At 73.3% G+C, this 14359-nt stretch carries 11 protein-coding genes and 1 pseudogene; 6 read left to right on the top strand and 6 right to left on the bottom strand.

Annotation, left to right across the window (positions count from 1 at the left end; all coding sequences use genetic code 11):
- Nucleotides 1-5: 5 nt before the first annotated feature.
- The gene (locus ACIQ6Y_RS27555) at nucleotides 6-1613 is read right to left on the bottom strand and encodes an MFS transporter (RefSeq protein WP_404042705.1); all 1608 of its coding nucleotides are present in this window, start codon (nucleotides 1611-1613) and stop codon (nucleotides 6-8) included.
- A gap of 262 nt (nucleotides 1614-1875) precedes the next feature.
- Here ACIQ6Y_RS27555 and ACIQ6Y_RS27550 point away from each other — a divergent pair, with 262 nt between their 5' ends.
- Both ACIQ6Y_RS27550 and ACIQ6Y_RS27545 read left to right on the top strand, forming a co-directional pair.
- Complete coding sequence (locus tag ACIQ6Y_RS27550; RefSeq protein ID WP_404042704.1) at nucleotides 1876-3087, top strand: hypothetical protein; 1212 nt, start codon at nucleotides 1876-1878, stop codon at nucleotides 3085-3087.
- A 226-nt stretch (nucleotides 3088-3313) separates the two neighbouring features.
- Nucleotides 3314-4348: a phosphatase PAP2 family protein gene (locus ACIQ6Y_RS27545; protein ID WP_404042703.1), complete on the top strand. Its 1035-nt coding sequence runs from the start codon at nucleotides 3314-3316 to the stop codon at nucleotides 4346-4348.
- Between the two features lie 105 nt (nucleotides 4349-4453).
- On the opposite strand, the gene ACIQ6Y_RS27540 is transcribed toward ACIQ6Y_RS27545, so the two are convergent.
- Nucleotides 4454-4669 carry an I78 family peptidase inhibitor gene (locus ACIQ6Y_RS27540; RefSeq protein ID WP_404042702.1) on the bottom strand — a complete coding sequence of 72 codons (216 nt, stop codon included), beginning with the start codon at nucleotides 4667-4669 and terminating at the stop codon, nucleotides 4454-4456.
- A gap of 366 nt (nucleotides 4670-5035) precedes the next feature.
- Between ACIQ6Y_RS27540 and ctaD the strand changes: the two are divergent.
- Nucleotides 5036-6718 (top strand): annotated as a pseudogene (gene ctaD / locus ACIQ6Y_RS27535) (cytochrome c oxidase subunit I); the annotation flags it as partial.
- Here ctaD and ACIQ6Y_RS27530 read toward each other — a convergent pair.
- From ACIQ6Y_RS27530 to ACIQ6Y_RS27520, 3 genes are read right to left on the bottom strand one after another with little or no spacing between them, the layout of a single operon-like run.
- Entirely contained in the window at nucleotides 6606-7649 is a 1044-nt protein-coding gene (locus tag ACIQ6Y_RS27530) for a helix-turn-helix transcriptional regulator (RefSeq protein ID WP_404042701.1), read from the bottom strand. The pseudogene ctaD and the gene ACIQ6Y_RS27530 overlap by 113 nt on opposite strands.
- Before the next feature lie 15 nt (nucleotides 7650-7664).
- Nucleotides 7665-8957, bottom strand: coding sequence for an ABC transporter substrate-binding protein (locus ACIQ6Y_RS27525; protein ID WP_404042700.1), 1293 nt, complete (start codon nucleotides 8955-8957; stop codon nucleotides 7665-7667).
- The gene (locus ACIQ6Y_RS27520) at nucleotides 8926-9507 is read right to left on the bottom strand and encodes a hypothetical protein (RefSeq protein WP_404042699.1); all 582 of its coding nucleotides are present in this window, start codon (nucleotides 9505-9507) and stop codon (nucleotides 8926-8928) included. The genes ACIQ6Y_RS27525 and ACIQ6Y_RS27520 overlap by 32 nt, the downstream gene beginning before the upstream one ends.
- A gap of 129 nt (nucleotides 9508-9636) precedes the next feature.
- On the opposite strand from ACIQ6Y_RS27520, the gene ACIQ6Y_RS27515 reads away from it, so the two are divergent.
- Genes ACIQ6Y_RS27515 through ACIQ6Y_RS27505 form a run of 3 tightly spaced genes read left to right on the top strand, consistent with a single transcriptional unit; the run spans nucleotide 9637 to nucleotide 13732 of the window.
- On the top strand, nucleotides 9637-10086 hold the full coding sequence (locus ACIQ6Y_RS27515; protein WP_404042697.1) for a hypothetical protein: 450 nt from the start codon (nucleotides 9637-9639) through the stop codon (nucleotides 10084-10086).
- Nucleotides 10086-13025, top strand: a complete 2940-nt coding sequence (locus tag ACIQ6Y_RS27510; RefSeq protein ID WP_404043361.1) for an ATP-binding cassette domain-containing protein — start codon at nucleotides 10086-10088, stop codon at nucleotides 13023-13025. The genes ACIQ6Y_RS27515 and ACIQ6Y_RS27510 overlap by 1 nt, the downstream gene beginning before the upstream one ends.
- Entirely contained in the window at nucleotides 13022-13732 is a 711-nt protein-coding gene (locus ACIQ6Y_RS27505) for an ABC transporter ATP-binding protein (RefSeq protein WP_404042695.1), read from the top strand. Before ACIQ6Y_RS27510 ends, ACIQ6Y_RS27505 begins: the two co-directional genes overlap by 4 nt.
- Here ACIQ6Y_RS27505 and ACIQ6Y_RS27500 read toward each other — a convergent pair.
- Entirely contained in the window at nucleotides 13629-14285 is a 657-nt protein-coding gene (locus ACIQ6Y_RS27500) for a transglycosylase family protein (RefSeq protein WP_404042693.1), read from the bottom strand. The two genes, ACIQ6Y_RS27505 and ACIQ6Y_RS27500, sit on opposite strands and share 104 nt — an antisense overlap.
- Nucleotides 14286-14359: the final 74 nt, after the last annotated feature.

Below are 14359 nucleotides of genomic sequence, written 5' to 3'. Positions count from 1 at the left end.
GAAGGTCAGGCAGACACCCTGGACTCCGCGACGCCGCGAGGTGCGGGCAACTCCACGTCCACGTCCACGGACTCGCACTGCATGACGCGCGGCAAGCGCAGCGCCATCGCGGCGCCCATCAGCAGCAGAGCCGCGCTGACCAGCAGGGTCACATGCAGCCCGTGCACGAAGGAGTCCCGGGCCACCCGGCGCAGAGCGACACCCGCTTCCCCGCCCAGCCGCCCCGCCACCGCGTACGCCTCCCCCAGCGAATGCCCCGCCGACACCGACGCCGACGCCGGCACACCGGGAACGGAGGCCACTCCAGGAGCGTAGGCGGCGTTCATCACGGTCCCGAGCAGGGCGATCCCGATGCCCGCCCCGAGCTGGTACGAGGTCTCCCCGATGGCCGCGGCCCCGCCGGCCTGCTCCACCGGCGCCTCGCTCAGCATCGACTCGTACGCCCCGAACAGGGTCGTCTCCAGCCCGAACCCGAGCAGCACGAACCCGGCGAGCAGCAGCCCGGTGTCGTCCTGGCTCCCCATCGCCGTCAGCAGCACCACGGCCGCCGCGGTCAGACAGAACCCGGCACACACCATCCGCCGCGGCCCGAACCTGCGCAGCATCCGCGCCCCGAAGAGCCCCGCCGCCATCGCCGCGATGGTCAGCGGCAGCAGCCGCAGCCCGGTCTCCAGCGGCGAGAGCCCCAGCACCAGCTGGAGGTACTGCGCCGCGATCAGTTCCAGACCGACCAGCGCGAGCATCGCAAGCACGATGCACCCCACGGACGTACTGAACGCCGGCCGCGCGAACATCCGCAGGTCCACCAGAGGGTGCGCCCGCCGCCGCTGCCGCCGTACGAAGAGCACCAGCAGCCCCGCGCCCACCACCAGCGGCACGAGGGTGAACACGCTGCCCGCGGACTCGCCGCCGCCGAGCCGCTTCACGCCGAGCACCGTGCCGAACAGGCCGGCGGCCGCCATCAGCGCGCCCACGACGTCCCAGGGCCCCTTCCCGTCGCCCGTCGACTCGGGCAGCAGCATCCGCCCGACCGGCAGGCTGACCAGCATCAGGGGGATGTTCACCAGGAACACCGAACCCCACCAGAAGTGCTCCAGCAGGAAGCCGCCGAGCAGCGGTCCGACCGCCGCGCCGACCGCGGCCACGGCGCTCCAGATGCCGATGGCCAGCGCCCGCTCGCGCCGGTCGGGGAAGACCTGCCGCAGGATGGACAGCGTGGCCGGCATGATCATCGCGCCGCCGACCCCGAGCAGCGCCCGCGCGAAGATCAGCACCTGCGGCCCCTGTGCGAAGGCGGCGAGCGCGGAGGCGACGCCGAAGAGGGCGTAGCCGAGAAGAAGGATGCGTCTGCGGCCGACGCGGTCACCGAGCGTGCCGAAGAGGATCAGCAGCGAGGCGCAGACGAGCGGGTAGGTGTCGACGATCCAGAGCAGTTCTATCGCGCCGGGCTGAAGGTCCTCGGTGACGGCGGGCACCGCCACGTGCAGCACGGTCGCGTCGACGGCGACGAGCAGCAGGCTGACGCAGAGGACCACCAGGACGACCCAGCGGTTGGCACCGGCCCCGGCCACCCGACGGCGCGCGCGTTGGGCAGCCGTGGTCGTCCCGGACATGTACGTACCTCCCAGATGTCCCCTCGCGTTCGGCGGGCTCTCAGGGTGGGGACTCCCCGTGCCGACGGCCGGAGCTTGAGCGGCGGCTCCGGCCCGCGCAACGGATACGCGAGTGAGCCGTCAGCGTACGCGAGTTCGCGCGTCGGTCGCGTGGCGGAACTCTCACCGTGTCCCGGAACCCCTGTGGCGTACGCCACTCCGCACGCCCCGTTCCACGTCAGCGCGGTCGGGACAGTCGCGGACACACCGGATAATCGAGCCCGTGACCGATCTTGAGACGCGTGTGGCACCGGCCTCCTCGGCCCTCGGCCGCGCCTCCTCGGCCCTGCGCCGGGCGGCCCCGGCCCTCCTCGGGTACGCCGCCGTGCGTGCCCTGGGCCTGGTCGCGCTGGTCCTGTGGAGCGCCGCGCGCGACAAGAGCGCGCACACCCTGCTGACCGCCCGCTGGGACTCGCTCTGGTACACCCGCGTGGCCGAGCTGGGCTACGGCTACGAGGTGCGGCTGCCGAACGGCGACGTCCACTCCAACCTGGCGTTCTTCCCGCTGCTGCCCTGGCTGGAGCGGGGCCTGCACGCGGTGAGCCCGCTGTCGTACGCCGACGCGGGGCTGGTGGTGTCCCTGCTCGGCTCGCTCGCCGCGGCCTGGGGGATCTTCGCGGTCGCCGACCGGGTGTACGGCCGCCGGGCCGGGGTGTGCGCGGTGCTGGTGTGGGCGGTGCTGCCGGTCGGGATCGTGCAGTCGATGGCGTACAGCGAGTCGCTGTTCACCGCGCTGGCCGCCTGGTCGCTGTACGCGGTGCTGACCGGCCGCTGGGTGACGGCGGGCACGCTGGCCGGTCTGGCCGGTCTGACCCGTCCGGTCGGCCTCGCGGTGGTCGCGGCGGTGTGGGCGGCCGGCATCGCGGGCTTCGTACGAGAGCGCCGTGGCTCCTCTTTCGAGGGCACCGGAAGCGGGAGTGCGACGCCCCGCGCTCATGCCGGGCGGCGCGCCCTCGGTCTGCTCCTCGCGCCCCTGGGCGCCGCCGGTTACGTGCTGTGGGTCGGCCGTCACACCGGCAAGGGCGTGTTCGGTTATCTCGACGTCCAGGCGGGCTGGCGCAACGGCTTCGACGGCGGCTACGCCTTCGCCCGTTTCGTCGCCGACAAGTTCACGTCGGTTCCGGGTGCCCTCGCGGGCCTCGCCCTGATCGCCGGGGTGGGCCTGGTGCTCTGGCTGTACGCCGTCTGCGTACGGCAGGGCCAGCCGCTGCCGCTGCTGGTGTACGCCGGGGTGGTCACGGCCCTCGCACTGTGCGCGTCGAGTTACTTCGGCTCGAAACCGCGCCTGCTGATGCCCGCGTTCCCGCTGCTGCTGCCGCTCGCCCTGGCCCTCGCACGGGCGCGCCCGCGCAGGTCGGCGGCGGTGCTGATGGCGGTCGCGGCGGCCTCGGCGGTGTACGGGGCGTTCTGGCTGAACGGCTCCGGTCCACCCTGACGGCCCCGCACTCCCGGTGAATTCCGCGCCATGCCCCGGTGAACGAATTCGGACGCACCGCAAAACCGGTTACCGGAATGATCAAAGGAATTGAAGGGAAGCGGCCCACGCGATTAGGGAATCCGTGGAAATAAACCGCCTCCTGAGAGGAATCCCACATCACATCGTCATTACGAAGCCTGCGCTTCCGCGAGATGAGTCCCTCACTCGCTGTAACGTCGATTGAGTGCGTACCGAACCAAAGCCGACCCGGCTCGACCGGATCTTCGCCAGACTGGACCGCGAGCCCGAACGGCCCGTCCTCGACGTGCCGCGGATGACGCGGCACCGTGTGGTGCTCTTCGGCGCGACCCTGGCCTTCTACGCAGCGATCGTGCTCGCCGTCGCGGCCACGACCTGGCTGGTCCGGATCGACTGGCAGGCCATGCTCTTCCGGCCGTACCAGCAGTGGCCGGAGATCCACGCGTTCCTGGACTACTGGGTGGTCCTCGGCCAGCGCGGCCCGACGGCCGTGATGGTCTCGGCCTGGCTCGGCTGGCGCTCCTGGCGGCAGCGCACCCTGCGCCCGCTGCTCGCCTTCGGCATGGCCGTACTGCTGCTGAACATCACGGTGGGCGCCGTGAAGTACGGCCTCGGCCGCTCGGGTCCGCACTACGCGACCGAGGTCGGCTCCAACGAGATGTGGCACTGGCTCGAAGCCGGAAGCGACATATTTCCCTCGGGTCACACCGCGAACGCGGTCGTCACCTGGGGCATCCTCGCCTATCTGGCCTCCACGCCCTGGACCCGGCGCTGGCTGTCGGCGCTGTCGGCCGTGCTGTCCCTCAGCGTCGGCCTGACCACCGTCTACCTCGGTACGCACTGGCTCAGCGACGTCCTGCTGGGCTGGGCCGCGGGTCTGCTGGTCCTGCTGGCCCTGCCGTGGTTCGAGCCGCTGATCTCGCGCGCCGAGTCGTTCCTGCTGGACCTGCGCGACCGCTGGACCGCCCGCCGGGCCGGCCCGGTCCCCGTCCCCACGCCCGCCCCGGTGCTCGCCTCGGTCCGGTCCGGCGAGGACGACGGCGACGCGACGCCGGTGCGCGAGACGATCCCGTCGGCGACCGCCCACACCCCGCGCAACCCCGTGTACCTGGCCCCCGGCCCGCACACGGTCCGCTCGGAGCGCACGCCGGTCACCCCGACCGGCAGCCGCCGCCCGCCGCACTCCGACCGCGTCCCGCGCGGCGCCGGCTCTCCGGCCCGCCCGCTGACCGGCGGCTGACGGCCCCAGGACTGCGGGGCGCACGGTACGCACACCGCGCCCCGCATCGCGAAGGCCCCGGTTGTCCCTGACGGGAACCGGGGCCTTCGGCGTTCTCCGTGCCGGTCAGCCCTTCCAGGCGCGGGCCACCCGGCCGCCGCGGACCTCGAAGTTGAGCCGCCCCTGGCGGTACTCCATCGTGATGATCGCCCCCGGCGGCAGCGAGCGGACGGTCGACCAGCCCCGCTCGCGCGCGAGGCGCTCCGCACCGGCGGCGTCGAGGCCGACGTAGGCGTCCGGGTCGTCGTGAGGTTCGGCGGCGGGTTTCGGTATCGGTGCCATGCCGCCACGCTAGGCGCAAAGCCCCGGCCACGAAAGGCGGAAGCGGACACGCCGGGTAGCCGGTCCCTCCTCGGTCACGCTTCTGTCACAAGATCACTACAAGGGTTTGGTTCGAACTCCGTCACACGGACGGGGGGTTCCGTACGCCTTCCGCAGGTATTCGAACGCAATTCCCGCGTGTCTTCGCACCCCTCGGAATTACCCGGCGGAAAGTGCCCCAAGTGCCCGGAGGACCGTCCCGCGGGCGGGCCCCATTCCATTCCGTTTTCGGCAGGGAGTACGTACGCCCCCTGTCGGAGCCCGCACCGGAGCGAGCATCATGACGGGCGGGCCCGGGGCGCGACGAGGCGAAGGGGCGAGCGAGTCATGGGGACGCAGACCGTGCAGGCGACGGCGGAATCCGTACGGCGCAGGCGGCGCGGTCGGCTGATCGTCGACTGGCTGACCACGACCGACCACAAGAAGATCGGCCATCTGTATCTGATCACGTCGTTCCTGTTCTTCCTGGCCGGCGGGGTGATGGCGCTGCTGATGCGCGCCGAACTGGCCCGGCCGGGTCTTCAGCTGATGACGAACCAGGAGTTCAACCAGCTGTTCACCCTGCACGGCACGATCATGCTGCTGCTGTTCGCGACGCCGAGCTTCGCCGGGTTCGCCAACGAGCTGATGCCGCTGCAGATCGGCGCCCCGGACGTGGCGTTCCCGCGGCTGAACATGTTCTCGTACTGGCTGTTCCTGTTCGGCGGCCTGATCGTGCTCGGGTCGCTGCTGACGCCCGACGGCCCGGCGGCGTTCGGCTGGTTCGCCTACGCGCCGCTCAACAGCTGGGAGCGCTCGCCGGGTGTCGGCCCCGACCTGTGGATCATGGGCCTCGCGCTGGCCGGCTTCGGCACGATCCTCGGCGCGGTGAACTTCCTCGCCACCATCATCGGGATGCGCGCGCCCGGCATGACGATGTTCCGGATGCCGATCTTCACCTGGAACACGCTGTTCACGTCGATCCTGATCCTGATGGCGTTCCCGGTGCTGGCGGCCGCGCTGCTGTGTCTGGAGGCCGACCGGCGGTTCGGCAGCCATGTCTTCGACGCCGCCAACGGCGGATCGCTGCTGTGGCAGCACCTGTTCTGGTTCTTCGGGCATCCCGAGGTCTACATCATCGCGCTGCCGTTCTTCGGCATCATCACCGAGATCATCCCGGTCTTCAGCCGCAAGCCGATCTTCGGCTACACGGCCCTGGTCGGCGCGACGATGACGATCACCGGTCTCTCGGTGGTGGTGTGGGCCCACCACATGTTCGCCACGGGCGCGGTGCTGCTGCCGTTCTTCTCCTTCATGAGCTTCCTGATCGCCGTGCCGACGGGCGTGAAGTTCTTCAACTGGACCGGCACCATGCTGCGCGGCTCGCTGTCCTTCGAGACCCCGATGCTGTGGGCGACCGGCTTCCTGGTGACGTTCCTGTTCGGCGGGCTGACCGGGGTGATCCTGGCGTCGCCGCCGATGGACTTCCATGTCACCGACTCGTACTTCGTGGTCGCGCACTTCCACTACGTCGTCTTCGGCACGGTCGTCTTCGCGATCTTCGGCGGCTTCTACTTCTGGTGGCCCAAGTTCACCGGGAAGATGCTCGACGAGCGGCTCGGCAAGATCCAGTTCTGGACGCTGTTCGTGGGCTTCCACACCACGTTCCTGGTGCAGCACTGGCTGGGCGCGGAGGGCATGCCACGCCGCTACCCGGACTATCTCGCCGCGGACGGCTTCACCGCGCTGAACACCGTCTCCACCATCGGCTCGCTGCTGCTGGGCCTGTCGACGCTGCCGTTCCTCTACAACGTATGGAAGACCGCGAAGTACGGCGAGAAGGTCGAGGTCGACGACCCCTGGGGGTACGGCCGTTCCCTGGAGTGGGCGACGTCCTGCCCGCCGCCGCGGCACAACTTCACGACGCTGCCCCGGGTCCGCTCGGACTCGCCGGCGTTCGATCTGCATCACCCGGAGTACGCGGCGCTGGAGCAGCGTCACCCCGTTCAAGAGCACGGCTCAAAAGGTCCCTTCCCCTCCTGATCGCGTCGGTGAGACCGGCCGGCTCCAGCACCTCGAACTCCACGCCCAGCATCATCACGTGGACCACCATCACGTCGAGGCTCCCGGCGCCCGCACGCAGGATGCAGGTGGTCTCCGTCTCCGCCTCCAGCGTCCCGGCCGAGGGCGAGACGTGCTGGGCCGCCTCCTCGAGGGGCACCAGCAGCCGGACCGCCGCCTGCGCGGCGTAGACGCGCGTGGAGACGCCCCGGGAGACGTACGCGGCGAGGTCGTCGGCGGGCGGCTCGCGCGGGGTGAAGCGGGGCCCGTGCGGCGGCCTGGGCGTGATGCGGTCGACGCGGAAGGTGCGCCAGTCCGCCCGGTCCAGGTCCCAGGCGACCAGGTACCAGCGCCGCTCGGAGCACACCAGCCGGTGCGGCTCGACCGTACGGCGGGTGGCGGCGCCCTCGTGGTCCTCGTACGCGAAGCGCAGCCGCTCGGCGTCCCGGCACAGGCCCGCCAGCTCGGTCAGCAGCGCGGGGTCGACGGCGTCGGGGCGGGTGTCCCTGAACATCGGCACGGTGAAGGTGTTCAGGGCGCTCACCCGGCGGCGCAGCCGGTGCGGCAGCACCTGCTCCAGCTTGGCCAGCGCGCGCACCGAGGACTCGCCGATGCCCTCGACGCCCTGCCCGGCGGCGGTGCGCAGGCCGACCGCCACGGCGACGGCCTCGTCGTCGTCCAGGAGCAGCGGCGGCAGTTCGGCGCCCACGCCGAGCTGGTAGCCGCCTCCGGTGCCGGGGCTGGCGTGCACCGGGTAGCCCAGCTCGCGCAGCCGGTCCACGTCCCGGCGCACGGTCCGCGGCGTGACACCGAGCCGTTCGGCCAGCTCGGGCCCGGACCACTCGCGGTGGGCCTGGAGGAGCGAGAGCAGACGCAGCAGTCGGGCGGAGGTCTCCAGCATGGTCAACAGTGTCCATCAGGGCTCGTACGGCAGTTGCGGCACCCGGAAGCAGGTGCGGTCCATGTCCCCTTGGGACACCCAGCCCTCGCCGTCCCGCCAGCGCGCGACCGACAGACAGGTCCGCCGCGTCCTCGGCGGCTCGGTGAGACGCTCGTACGACACGGGCAGGAGCAGCCCGTCGGCCGTGTAGCCGCTGCTGCGCTGCATGAAGCCGTCCACGCACGCGCGCGTGATGCCCTTCTCCGCGCAGGCGCGGGCCGCGTCCGTGAACCACTTGGCGGCGGCCCAGCCCTCCAACTGCCACTGGGAATGCGTGTCGAGGCCTTCCGTGGCCTCGCGGAACTCCCGTACGGCTCGCTGGGAGGTGTCCTCGAAGTTGCGGCTGGCCCCGGTCGCCCACAGGGCGTTGCGGCAGCGGGGCGCGTCCTTGTAGTCCTCGGCGACGGTGGACGTCCAGTTCTGCACGTTGGTGACCTTGGCGGTCACGCGGGCGCCGACGTCGTCGAGGGCCGCGCACAGCCGGGCGTTGCCGTGGCTGTCGATGGCGTCGAAGACGAGGTCGGCACCCTGTTCCTTCAGATCGGCGGCGACGGCGCGGAAGTTGGGCAGCGCGAAGTCGACCTGCTCGGTGACGACCCGGTAGCCCTCGGCCTTCAGGCCCCGCTCGATCAGCCGGGCGTATGCGGCGGAGGATGCCTGGTTGTACGACACGACGGCGGCGGTGCGCGCGCCGTGCTCGCGCTTGAAGTAGCGGTAGACCTCGGTGCCGCCGTACAGCCGCCCGTCCCAGCCCGGGGTGCCGTCGCGGGGCGCGAGGCTGCCGTAGATGCCGTACAGGTGCGGCCAGGTGTCGTAGGCGGCGCCGATGGGCTGGCCGCCGATGTCGGGCACGCGCGCGTGGGAGACGCGGGAGGCGCCCGCGTAGTCGAGGGCGGTGGTGGCGACCAGGGCGACGACGCGGTCCTCGTCGATCAGCCGGTGCACGCATTCGTTGTTGCCGACGCCGCTGCCTCCGTCGTCGCACTCGCGCACCTCGACCCGGCGGCCGTCGATGCCGCCGCGCGCGTTCAGCCGGTCGAAGAAAGCCTTGGCGCCGTCGCGCGGGCCGGTGAAGGCGGTGCCGCCGACGGGGCTGGTGGCGCTGGTGATGATGCCGACCCGGATCGGCGCCGCGGCCGGGGTGGACGTGCCCCGGTCGCGGTGCTCGAAGTCGCTCTCCGGGAGCCTGCTGCCGCAGGCCGCGACAAGGAGCGTCAGCAGCGCCGCGGCGGCGGCCTCAGCAGCCCGGGATCGGCGACTGGGAGGCACTGCCGGTCCGACTCAGCTGCACCAGCGCGCACAGGGTGTTGACGGAGACCTTCCAGGTGCCGTCCTGCTCGACCGCGGTCCCGGAGGCGTTCGGCAGCGCGGTCTGCCCCGACAGGGTGAGGGTGTACGTCACGTTCGCGCCGGTCGGCGACGTGAAGACGACCTTCTCGACCTGCGCGCCGACCTGTCCGCCGCGTTCGTCGCCGTTGAACGCCTGGAGGACCGGGGCCATCTGCTCGCCGTTCTCCAGGACGGCCTGCTTGTCCTTCAGCGGGGTCTTCGGGTCGAAGAACTTCTGCCAGTTGGCCCTGATCTCGGCCTCGGCCGCCTTGGGGTCGGACGGCCGCGGCTGGGCCTCGGGCTCGCTGACCGTGGGGATCACGGTGGGGGTGTCGAGTGTCGGCACGGGGGTCGCGCTCTGGCTGCCGCCGCCCTCGTCGTCGCTGCACGCCGCGAGGGCCGGGCCCAGGAACAGCAGCAGCGCGGCCGCCAGCGCGGTGCCTCGCCGCCGTGGCCTGCCCCACCTGATGAGGTCGCTCCCGAGAACCATCTGGCTCACCACCGGGTGTCGGTCCGGGCGTGCGCGCCCGGTTCTTTCAGGGTCAGCTGACACAAGGCATAGTGCAAGCCATTGGCCGCCTTGGACAGATCGCCGACGCAGGACGTGTGGAGGCCGAGGATGAGGACGTCACGAGCGGGCACCCCGCACCCCGTCCTGTGGGCCGGCTGGGCCGCCCTCGCGGCCGGGGCGGTGCTGTGCGTCATCGGCTGGTACGGCGTCTCCGGCGAGCGGTTCGCCGAACGCCAGCTGCCGTATCTCGCCTCCTGCACGATCCCCGGGGCCGCCCTGATCGTCGCGGCCGCCGTGCTGCTGGCCCACGGCCGGGACGCGATCGCGGCCGCGCGTGTGGAGGAGCTGTACGCGCTGCTGGTGACGGACGAGCCCGCCGAGGAAGAGCCGGTGGCGGAGGCCCGCCCGGTCGCGCCGGAGCTGGTGACGGTCCCGGGCGGCACCCTGCTGCACCGCGCGGACTGCCCGCTGGTGGCGGGCAAGGCAGGGGCCGTGCCGGTGGACGAGCGCGGACGCGGCGAACTGGCCCCGTGCCCGGTGTGCGAGCCGGACACCTGATGTCCTCGCTCACCTACGACCTCACCCTGGCGGGTCTGTCCGTCGGCGGCGCGGCCGCGCTCACCGGCATCGGGCTGGTGGTGACGTACCGCGCGACGGGCGTGCTGAACCTCGCGCACGGCGCCATCGCGATGGTGTGCGCGTACGCGCTGCGGCAGACAGTGGTCGGCTGGCAGTGGCCGCTGTGGCTGGGGGCTCTGGTGACGCTGCTGGTGCTGGCGCCGGGCATCGGGGTGGTCCTTCAGCGGTTCGTGTTCCGGCCGCTGTCGGTCCTCGACAGCGGTCCGGCGCAGACGCTGGTGGCGTCCCTCGGGGTGTTCGTGCTGCTGGTGGGCGGGGCGGCGCTGCTGTGGGGGCAGGGCGCACGGGACGACGCGCCCGAGCTGGTGTCGGCGGACCCGTGGGGGCAGCTCGCGGTGGTGGCCGTGCTCGCGGCCGGGGTGGGGGCGGTGACCCGCTGGACGCGGTTCGGACGGGAGCTGCGCGCGGTCGTGGACGACCGGGGGCTCGCCGTCCTTGCCGGCATCGACGCCGACCGGGTCGCGGCGGCGGGCTGGGCGTTCGGGTCGTTCACCGCGGGCCTGACAGGTGTCCTGCTGGCCCCGTACGTCCGCCTCGACCCGTACGGCCTGCCGCTGCTGGTGATGGAGGTGATGGCGGTCGCGGTCGCCGCGCGCATGCGGAGCCTGCCGGTGGCGGTCGTGGTGGCGCTGGGCATCGGGGTGGCGCAGAGCCAGCTGACCCGGCTGCACCCGTCCGGGTGGGGCGAGCCGCTGCTCCAGGCGGTCGGCGCCAACCTGTTCGTGGTGGCGCTGCTGGTCGCCGCCCTGGTCCTGCCCGGGATCGGCTCGCGGGACGCGCTGCCGCGCACGGCGACGGCCCGGGTCCCGACCCCGCCGGGCGCCTGGCCGGTGGCCGTCGTGCTGTTCCTGCTGCCGCTGGGCTTCGCGGGCTCGGACCTGCACACCTCGGTGCAGGTGCCGGCGCTCGCGGTGGTGCTGCTGTCGCTGGTGGTGGTGACCGGCCGCGGCGGCCAGATCTCCCTGGGCCAGGCGGCGTACGCCGGTCTGGGCGCCCTGTTCACCGCGCTGCTCGCGGCAGGGCGCTTCCCCGGCCTGCCGCGGCTGCCGGAGGCGGCGGCGCTGGCGACGGCCGTGCTCCTGGTCGCGCCGCTGGGCCTGCTCACGGGTTGGCCCGCGATCCGCCGCCACGGCCTCGCGCTCGCGCTGGCCACCTTCGCGGTGGGCGTCGGGGTGAGCCGCTTCGTCTTCGCCCAGCCGTACGCCACGCACGGGCTGTCCCTGGGCCGCCCGGCCGGCTTCGAGGGGGACCGCGCGTACTACGTCCTGGAGCTGCTGCTCCTCGCGGCCGCCCTGCTGTCGGTGCACGCCCTGCGCAGGGGCCGCACCGGGCGCGCCCTCGCGGCCATGCGGGACCACGAGGCGGGGGCCCAGGCCGCGGGCGTGCCCGTCCCGTCCCTGAAGCTGCTCGCCTTCGTCGCGGGCGCCGCCCTGGCCGCCCTGGGCGGCGGCCTGCTCGGCATGGGCCTGCGCGCCTTCGACCCCAGCGCCTACGACCCCGTCCGCGGCCTCCTGTGGTTCGCCGCGGTCGTCGTCCTCGGCGCCGACAGCACCCTCGGCGCCCTCGCCGCCGCGGCCCTCCTCGTCGGCCTCGACGCAGGCGCCCGCGGCGGCGTGGCAGCAGCTGTGATCGGCGTCCTCGCGGTGCTGGTGGGCCGCTTCCCCGGGGGCGTGTTCGAGGCGCTGCGCGCGGCGTCGGAGGGCTTGCGGCTGAGGCACGCACCGAGGCTCACACCGCTGGGGCGGGTGCTGCGCGACAGACTCCGGGGGGCGGCGGGGGCGACGAGAGGCCCTGCACGCGGCGTGCACGGGGAGGCCTCTGCGTCGGCCAGGGCACCCGCACGCCGGAGGCCCGCGGAAGCCGCACCACCCATCGGCCCGGTCCCCGGGGCACCTCCGCCAGCCGCCACACCACCCACGGGCCCCACACCCGGGACACCCCCGACAACCGCCACACCACCCACGGGCCCGACACCCGGGACACCCCCGACAACCGCCACACCACCCACGGGCCCGGCGCCCACCACACCCCGCAGACCCACCGCGCCCACCCGGCTCCACGCCCAAGCCACCCCGCCACGACCACCCACAGCCGCCGAGGGCGCTCCGCCCCCGCAAGGGCCACCCGCACCCGGCCGCGAAAGCCGCACGGGTGGTGCCGGGGGTACGGGTGGGAACACCGCCCTCAGCACCCGCGACCTGCACGCGCACTACGGCCGCTTCACCGCGCTCGACGGCGTCAGCCTGACCGCGGCCGCCGGGCAGGTCACCGCCGTCGTCGGCCCCAATGGCGCAGGCAAGAGCACCCTGTTCGACTGTCTCGCCGGCACGCTGCGGCCCAGCCAGGGCCGTGTCCTGCTGGACGGCCGGGACATCACCGCCCTCCCCTCGCACACACGCACCCGTCTCGGCGTGGCCCGCAGCTTCCAGCAGCTCGCGGTGTTCCCCTCGATGACGGTCCGCGAGAACGTCCAGGTCGGCGCCGAGCAGGGCCGTGCCGGCGCGGGCGCGACCGACCGGGCCCTGTCCCTCTTCGGGCTCAGCCCCCTGGGCGACCTCCCCGCCGCCGACCTGCCCACCGGCACCCTCAGGCGCGTAGAACTCGCCCGTGCCCTCGCGGGCGACCCCCGGGTGCTGCTGCTCGACGAACCCGCCGCCGGCCTCGACTCCGCAGAGGTCGCCTCGTTGAGCCGCATCCTCGCGGCCCTGGCCGCCGACGGCACCGCGCTGCTCGTCGTGGAGCACGACCTCGACCTGGTCGCGGGGCTGGCGGACGTCGTCCATGTGATGGCGGCGGGCCGGATCGTCGCGACGGGCCCGCCGGGAAGCGTCCTGCACGCGCGCGAGGTGGGCGCATGACCCTCGCCCTGCGCCACGCGCGCGTGCGCTACGGCCCGCTGGAGGCTCTGCACGGCGTCACCCTGACCGCCCCCTCCCCCGGCCTGACCGTGCTGCTCGGCCGCAACGGCTCCGGCCGTACGACGGTGCTGCGGGCGCTGGCCGGAACCGTGCCGCTGTCGGGCGGGGCGGTCGTGTGGGACGGCGTCGACGTGACCCGGCTGCCCGCGCACCGGCGGGCACGCAGCGGACTGCGGCTCGTCCCCGAACGGCAGGCGGTGTTCGGCTCGCTGACGGTCCGCGAGAACCTGGAGCTCGCCGCCCGCGCCCACGGACCCGCCCTGGAGGCCTACCCGCAGCTCGCCCCGCTCCTCGACCGGCGCGCGGGCACGCTGTCCGGCGGTGAGCAGCGGATGCTCGCGGTCGCCCGCGCCCTGCTGTCCCGCGCGCGCGTGCTGCTGCTCGACGAGCCCGCGCAGGGCATGGCGCCGCAGGTCGCGGCCCGTACGTACGAGCTGCTGGCGGGGCTCGACGCGTGCGTGGTCGTCGCCGAGCAGCGGCTGCCGTCCGCGTTGCACGCCAGGACGGTGTTCGTGCACGAACTGCGCCGGGGCGCGGTCGTGTTCAGCGGAGAGGCCTCCGAGTGGGAAGCGGGGGAAGCGGCGGCCCGAACACCGCCGGAGCGTGGTCGGCCAGGTCCGGCGTCCGGGTCGAGCCCTTCGGGATGACCAGCAGCATGCCGATGCGCAGCAGGTCCGGACGGCCGCCCAGCGTCTTCTCGTTGGCCGCGTACATGCCTCGCCAGCCGTCCTTGACGCCGTACGTGCGGGCGATCGAGGAGAGCGTGTCGCCGCGTTCCACGGTGTGCATCCGGCCCGCCAGCCCGTAGCGCCGGGAACACACCGGCCAGGCCTCCCAGCCCTGCAGCGCCAGCACCTTGCGGGCCACCGCGATCTGCTCCGCACGGGTGGCGAGATCCGCGCGGGGCGCGTACTTCAGGCCGCCGTAGTCCTCCCAGGTGGGCTGCCAGAACTGCAGTCCGCCGTAGAAGCCGTTGCCGGTGTTGATGTGCCAGCGCCCGCTGCTCTCGCACTCGGCGATGCATCCCCAGGGCCACTCGTCCTGGGCGCAGGCGTACGGCACACGCGTGGTGGCGACCCCGGGCGGGGGCGGCGGGGGCGCGGCGTGCGCGCCCGCGGGAGCGACGGCGGTCAGGAGTGCCGCGGCGAGGGCGGCGAGGGCGGCGAGGGCGGCGAGCGGGACACGGCGTAGGTCGGGCATCGGGCCACGCTAAGGAGCGGGCCCCGCCCCGCCGGGCGGGCCGCGCCGGACACGGGCGGGGCCCCACCCGGTCG

This window comes from Streptomyces sp. NPDC096205 (assembly GCF_044763135.1).
GTDB lineage: Bacteria > Actinomycetota > Actinomycetes > Streptomycetales > Streptomycetaceae > Streptomyces.
Note: the sequence above shows the minus strand (reverse complement) of the source record. Positions and strands in the feature narration are given on the sequence as shown.

Coding starts and splice junctions, on each gene's coding strand:
- ACIQ6Y_RS27515 (WP_404042697.1), top strand. CDS start 9,637: ATGAGGACGTCACGAGCGGGCACCCCGCACCCCGTCCTGTGGGCCGGC.
- ACIQ6Y_RS27510 (WP_404043361.1), top strand. CDS start 10,086: ATGTCCTCGCTCACCTACGACCTCACCCTGGCGGGTCTGTCCGTCGGC.
- ACIQ6Y_RS27500 (WP_404042693.1), bottom strand. CDS start 14,285: ATGCCCGACCTACGCCGTGTCCCGCTCGCCGCCCTCGCCGCCCTCGCC.
- ACIQ6Y_RS27505 (WP_404042695.1), top strand. CDS start 13,022: ATGACCCTCGCCCTGCGCCACGCGCGCGTGCGCTACGGCCCGCTGGAG.
- ACIQ6Y_RS27555 (WP_404042705.1), bottom strand. CDS start 1,613: ATGTCCGGGACGACCACGGCTGCCCAACGCGCGCGCCGTCGGGTGGCC.
- ACIQ6Y_RS27520 (WP_404042699.1), bottom strand. CDS start 9,507: ATGGTTCTCGGGAGCGACCTCATCAGGTGGGGCAGGCCACGGCGGCGA.
- ACIQ6Y_RS27530 (WP_404042701.1), bottom strand. CDS start 7,649: ATGCTGGAGACCTCCGCCCGACTGCTGCGTCTGCTCTCGCTCCTCCAG.
- ACIQ6Y_RS27540 (WP_404042702.1), bottom strand. CDS start 4,669: ATGGCACCGATACCGAAACCCGCCGCCGAACCTCACGACGACCCGGAC.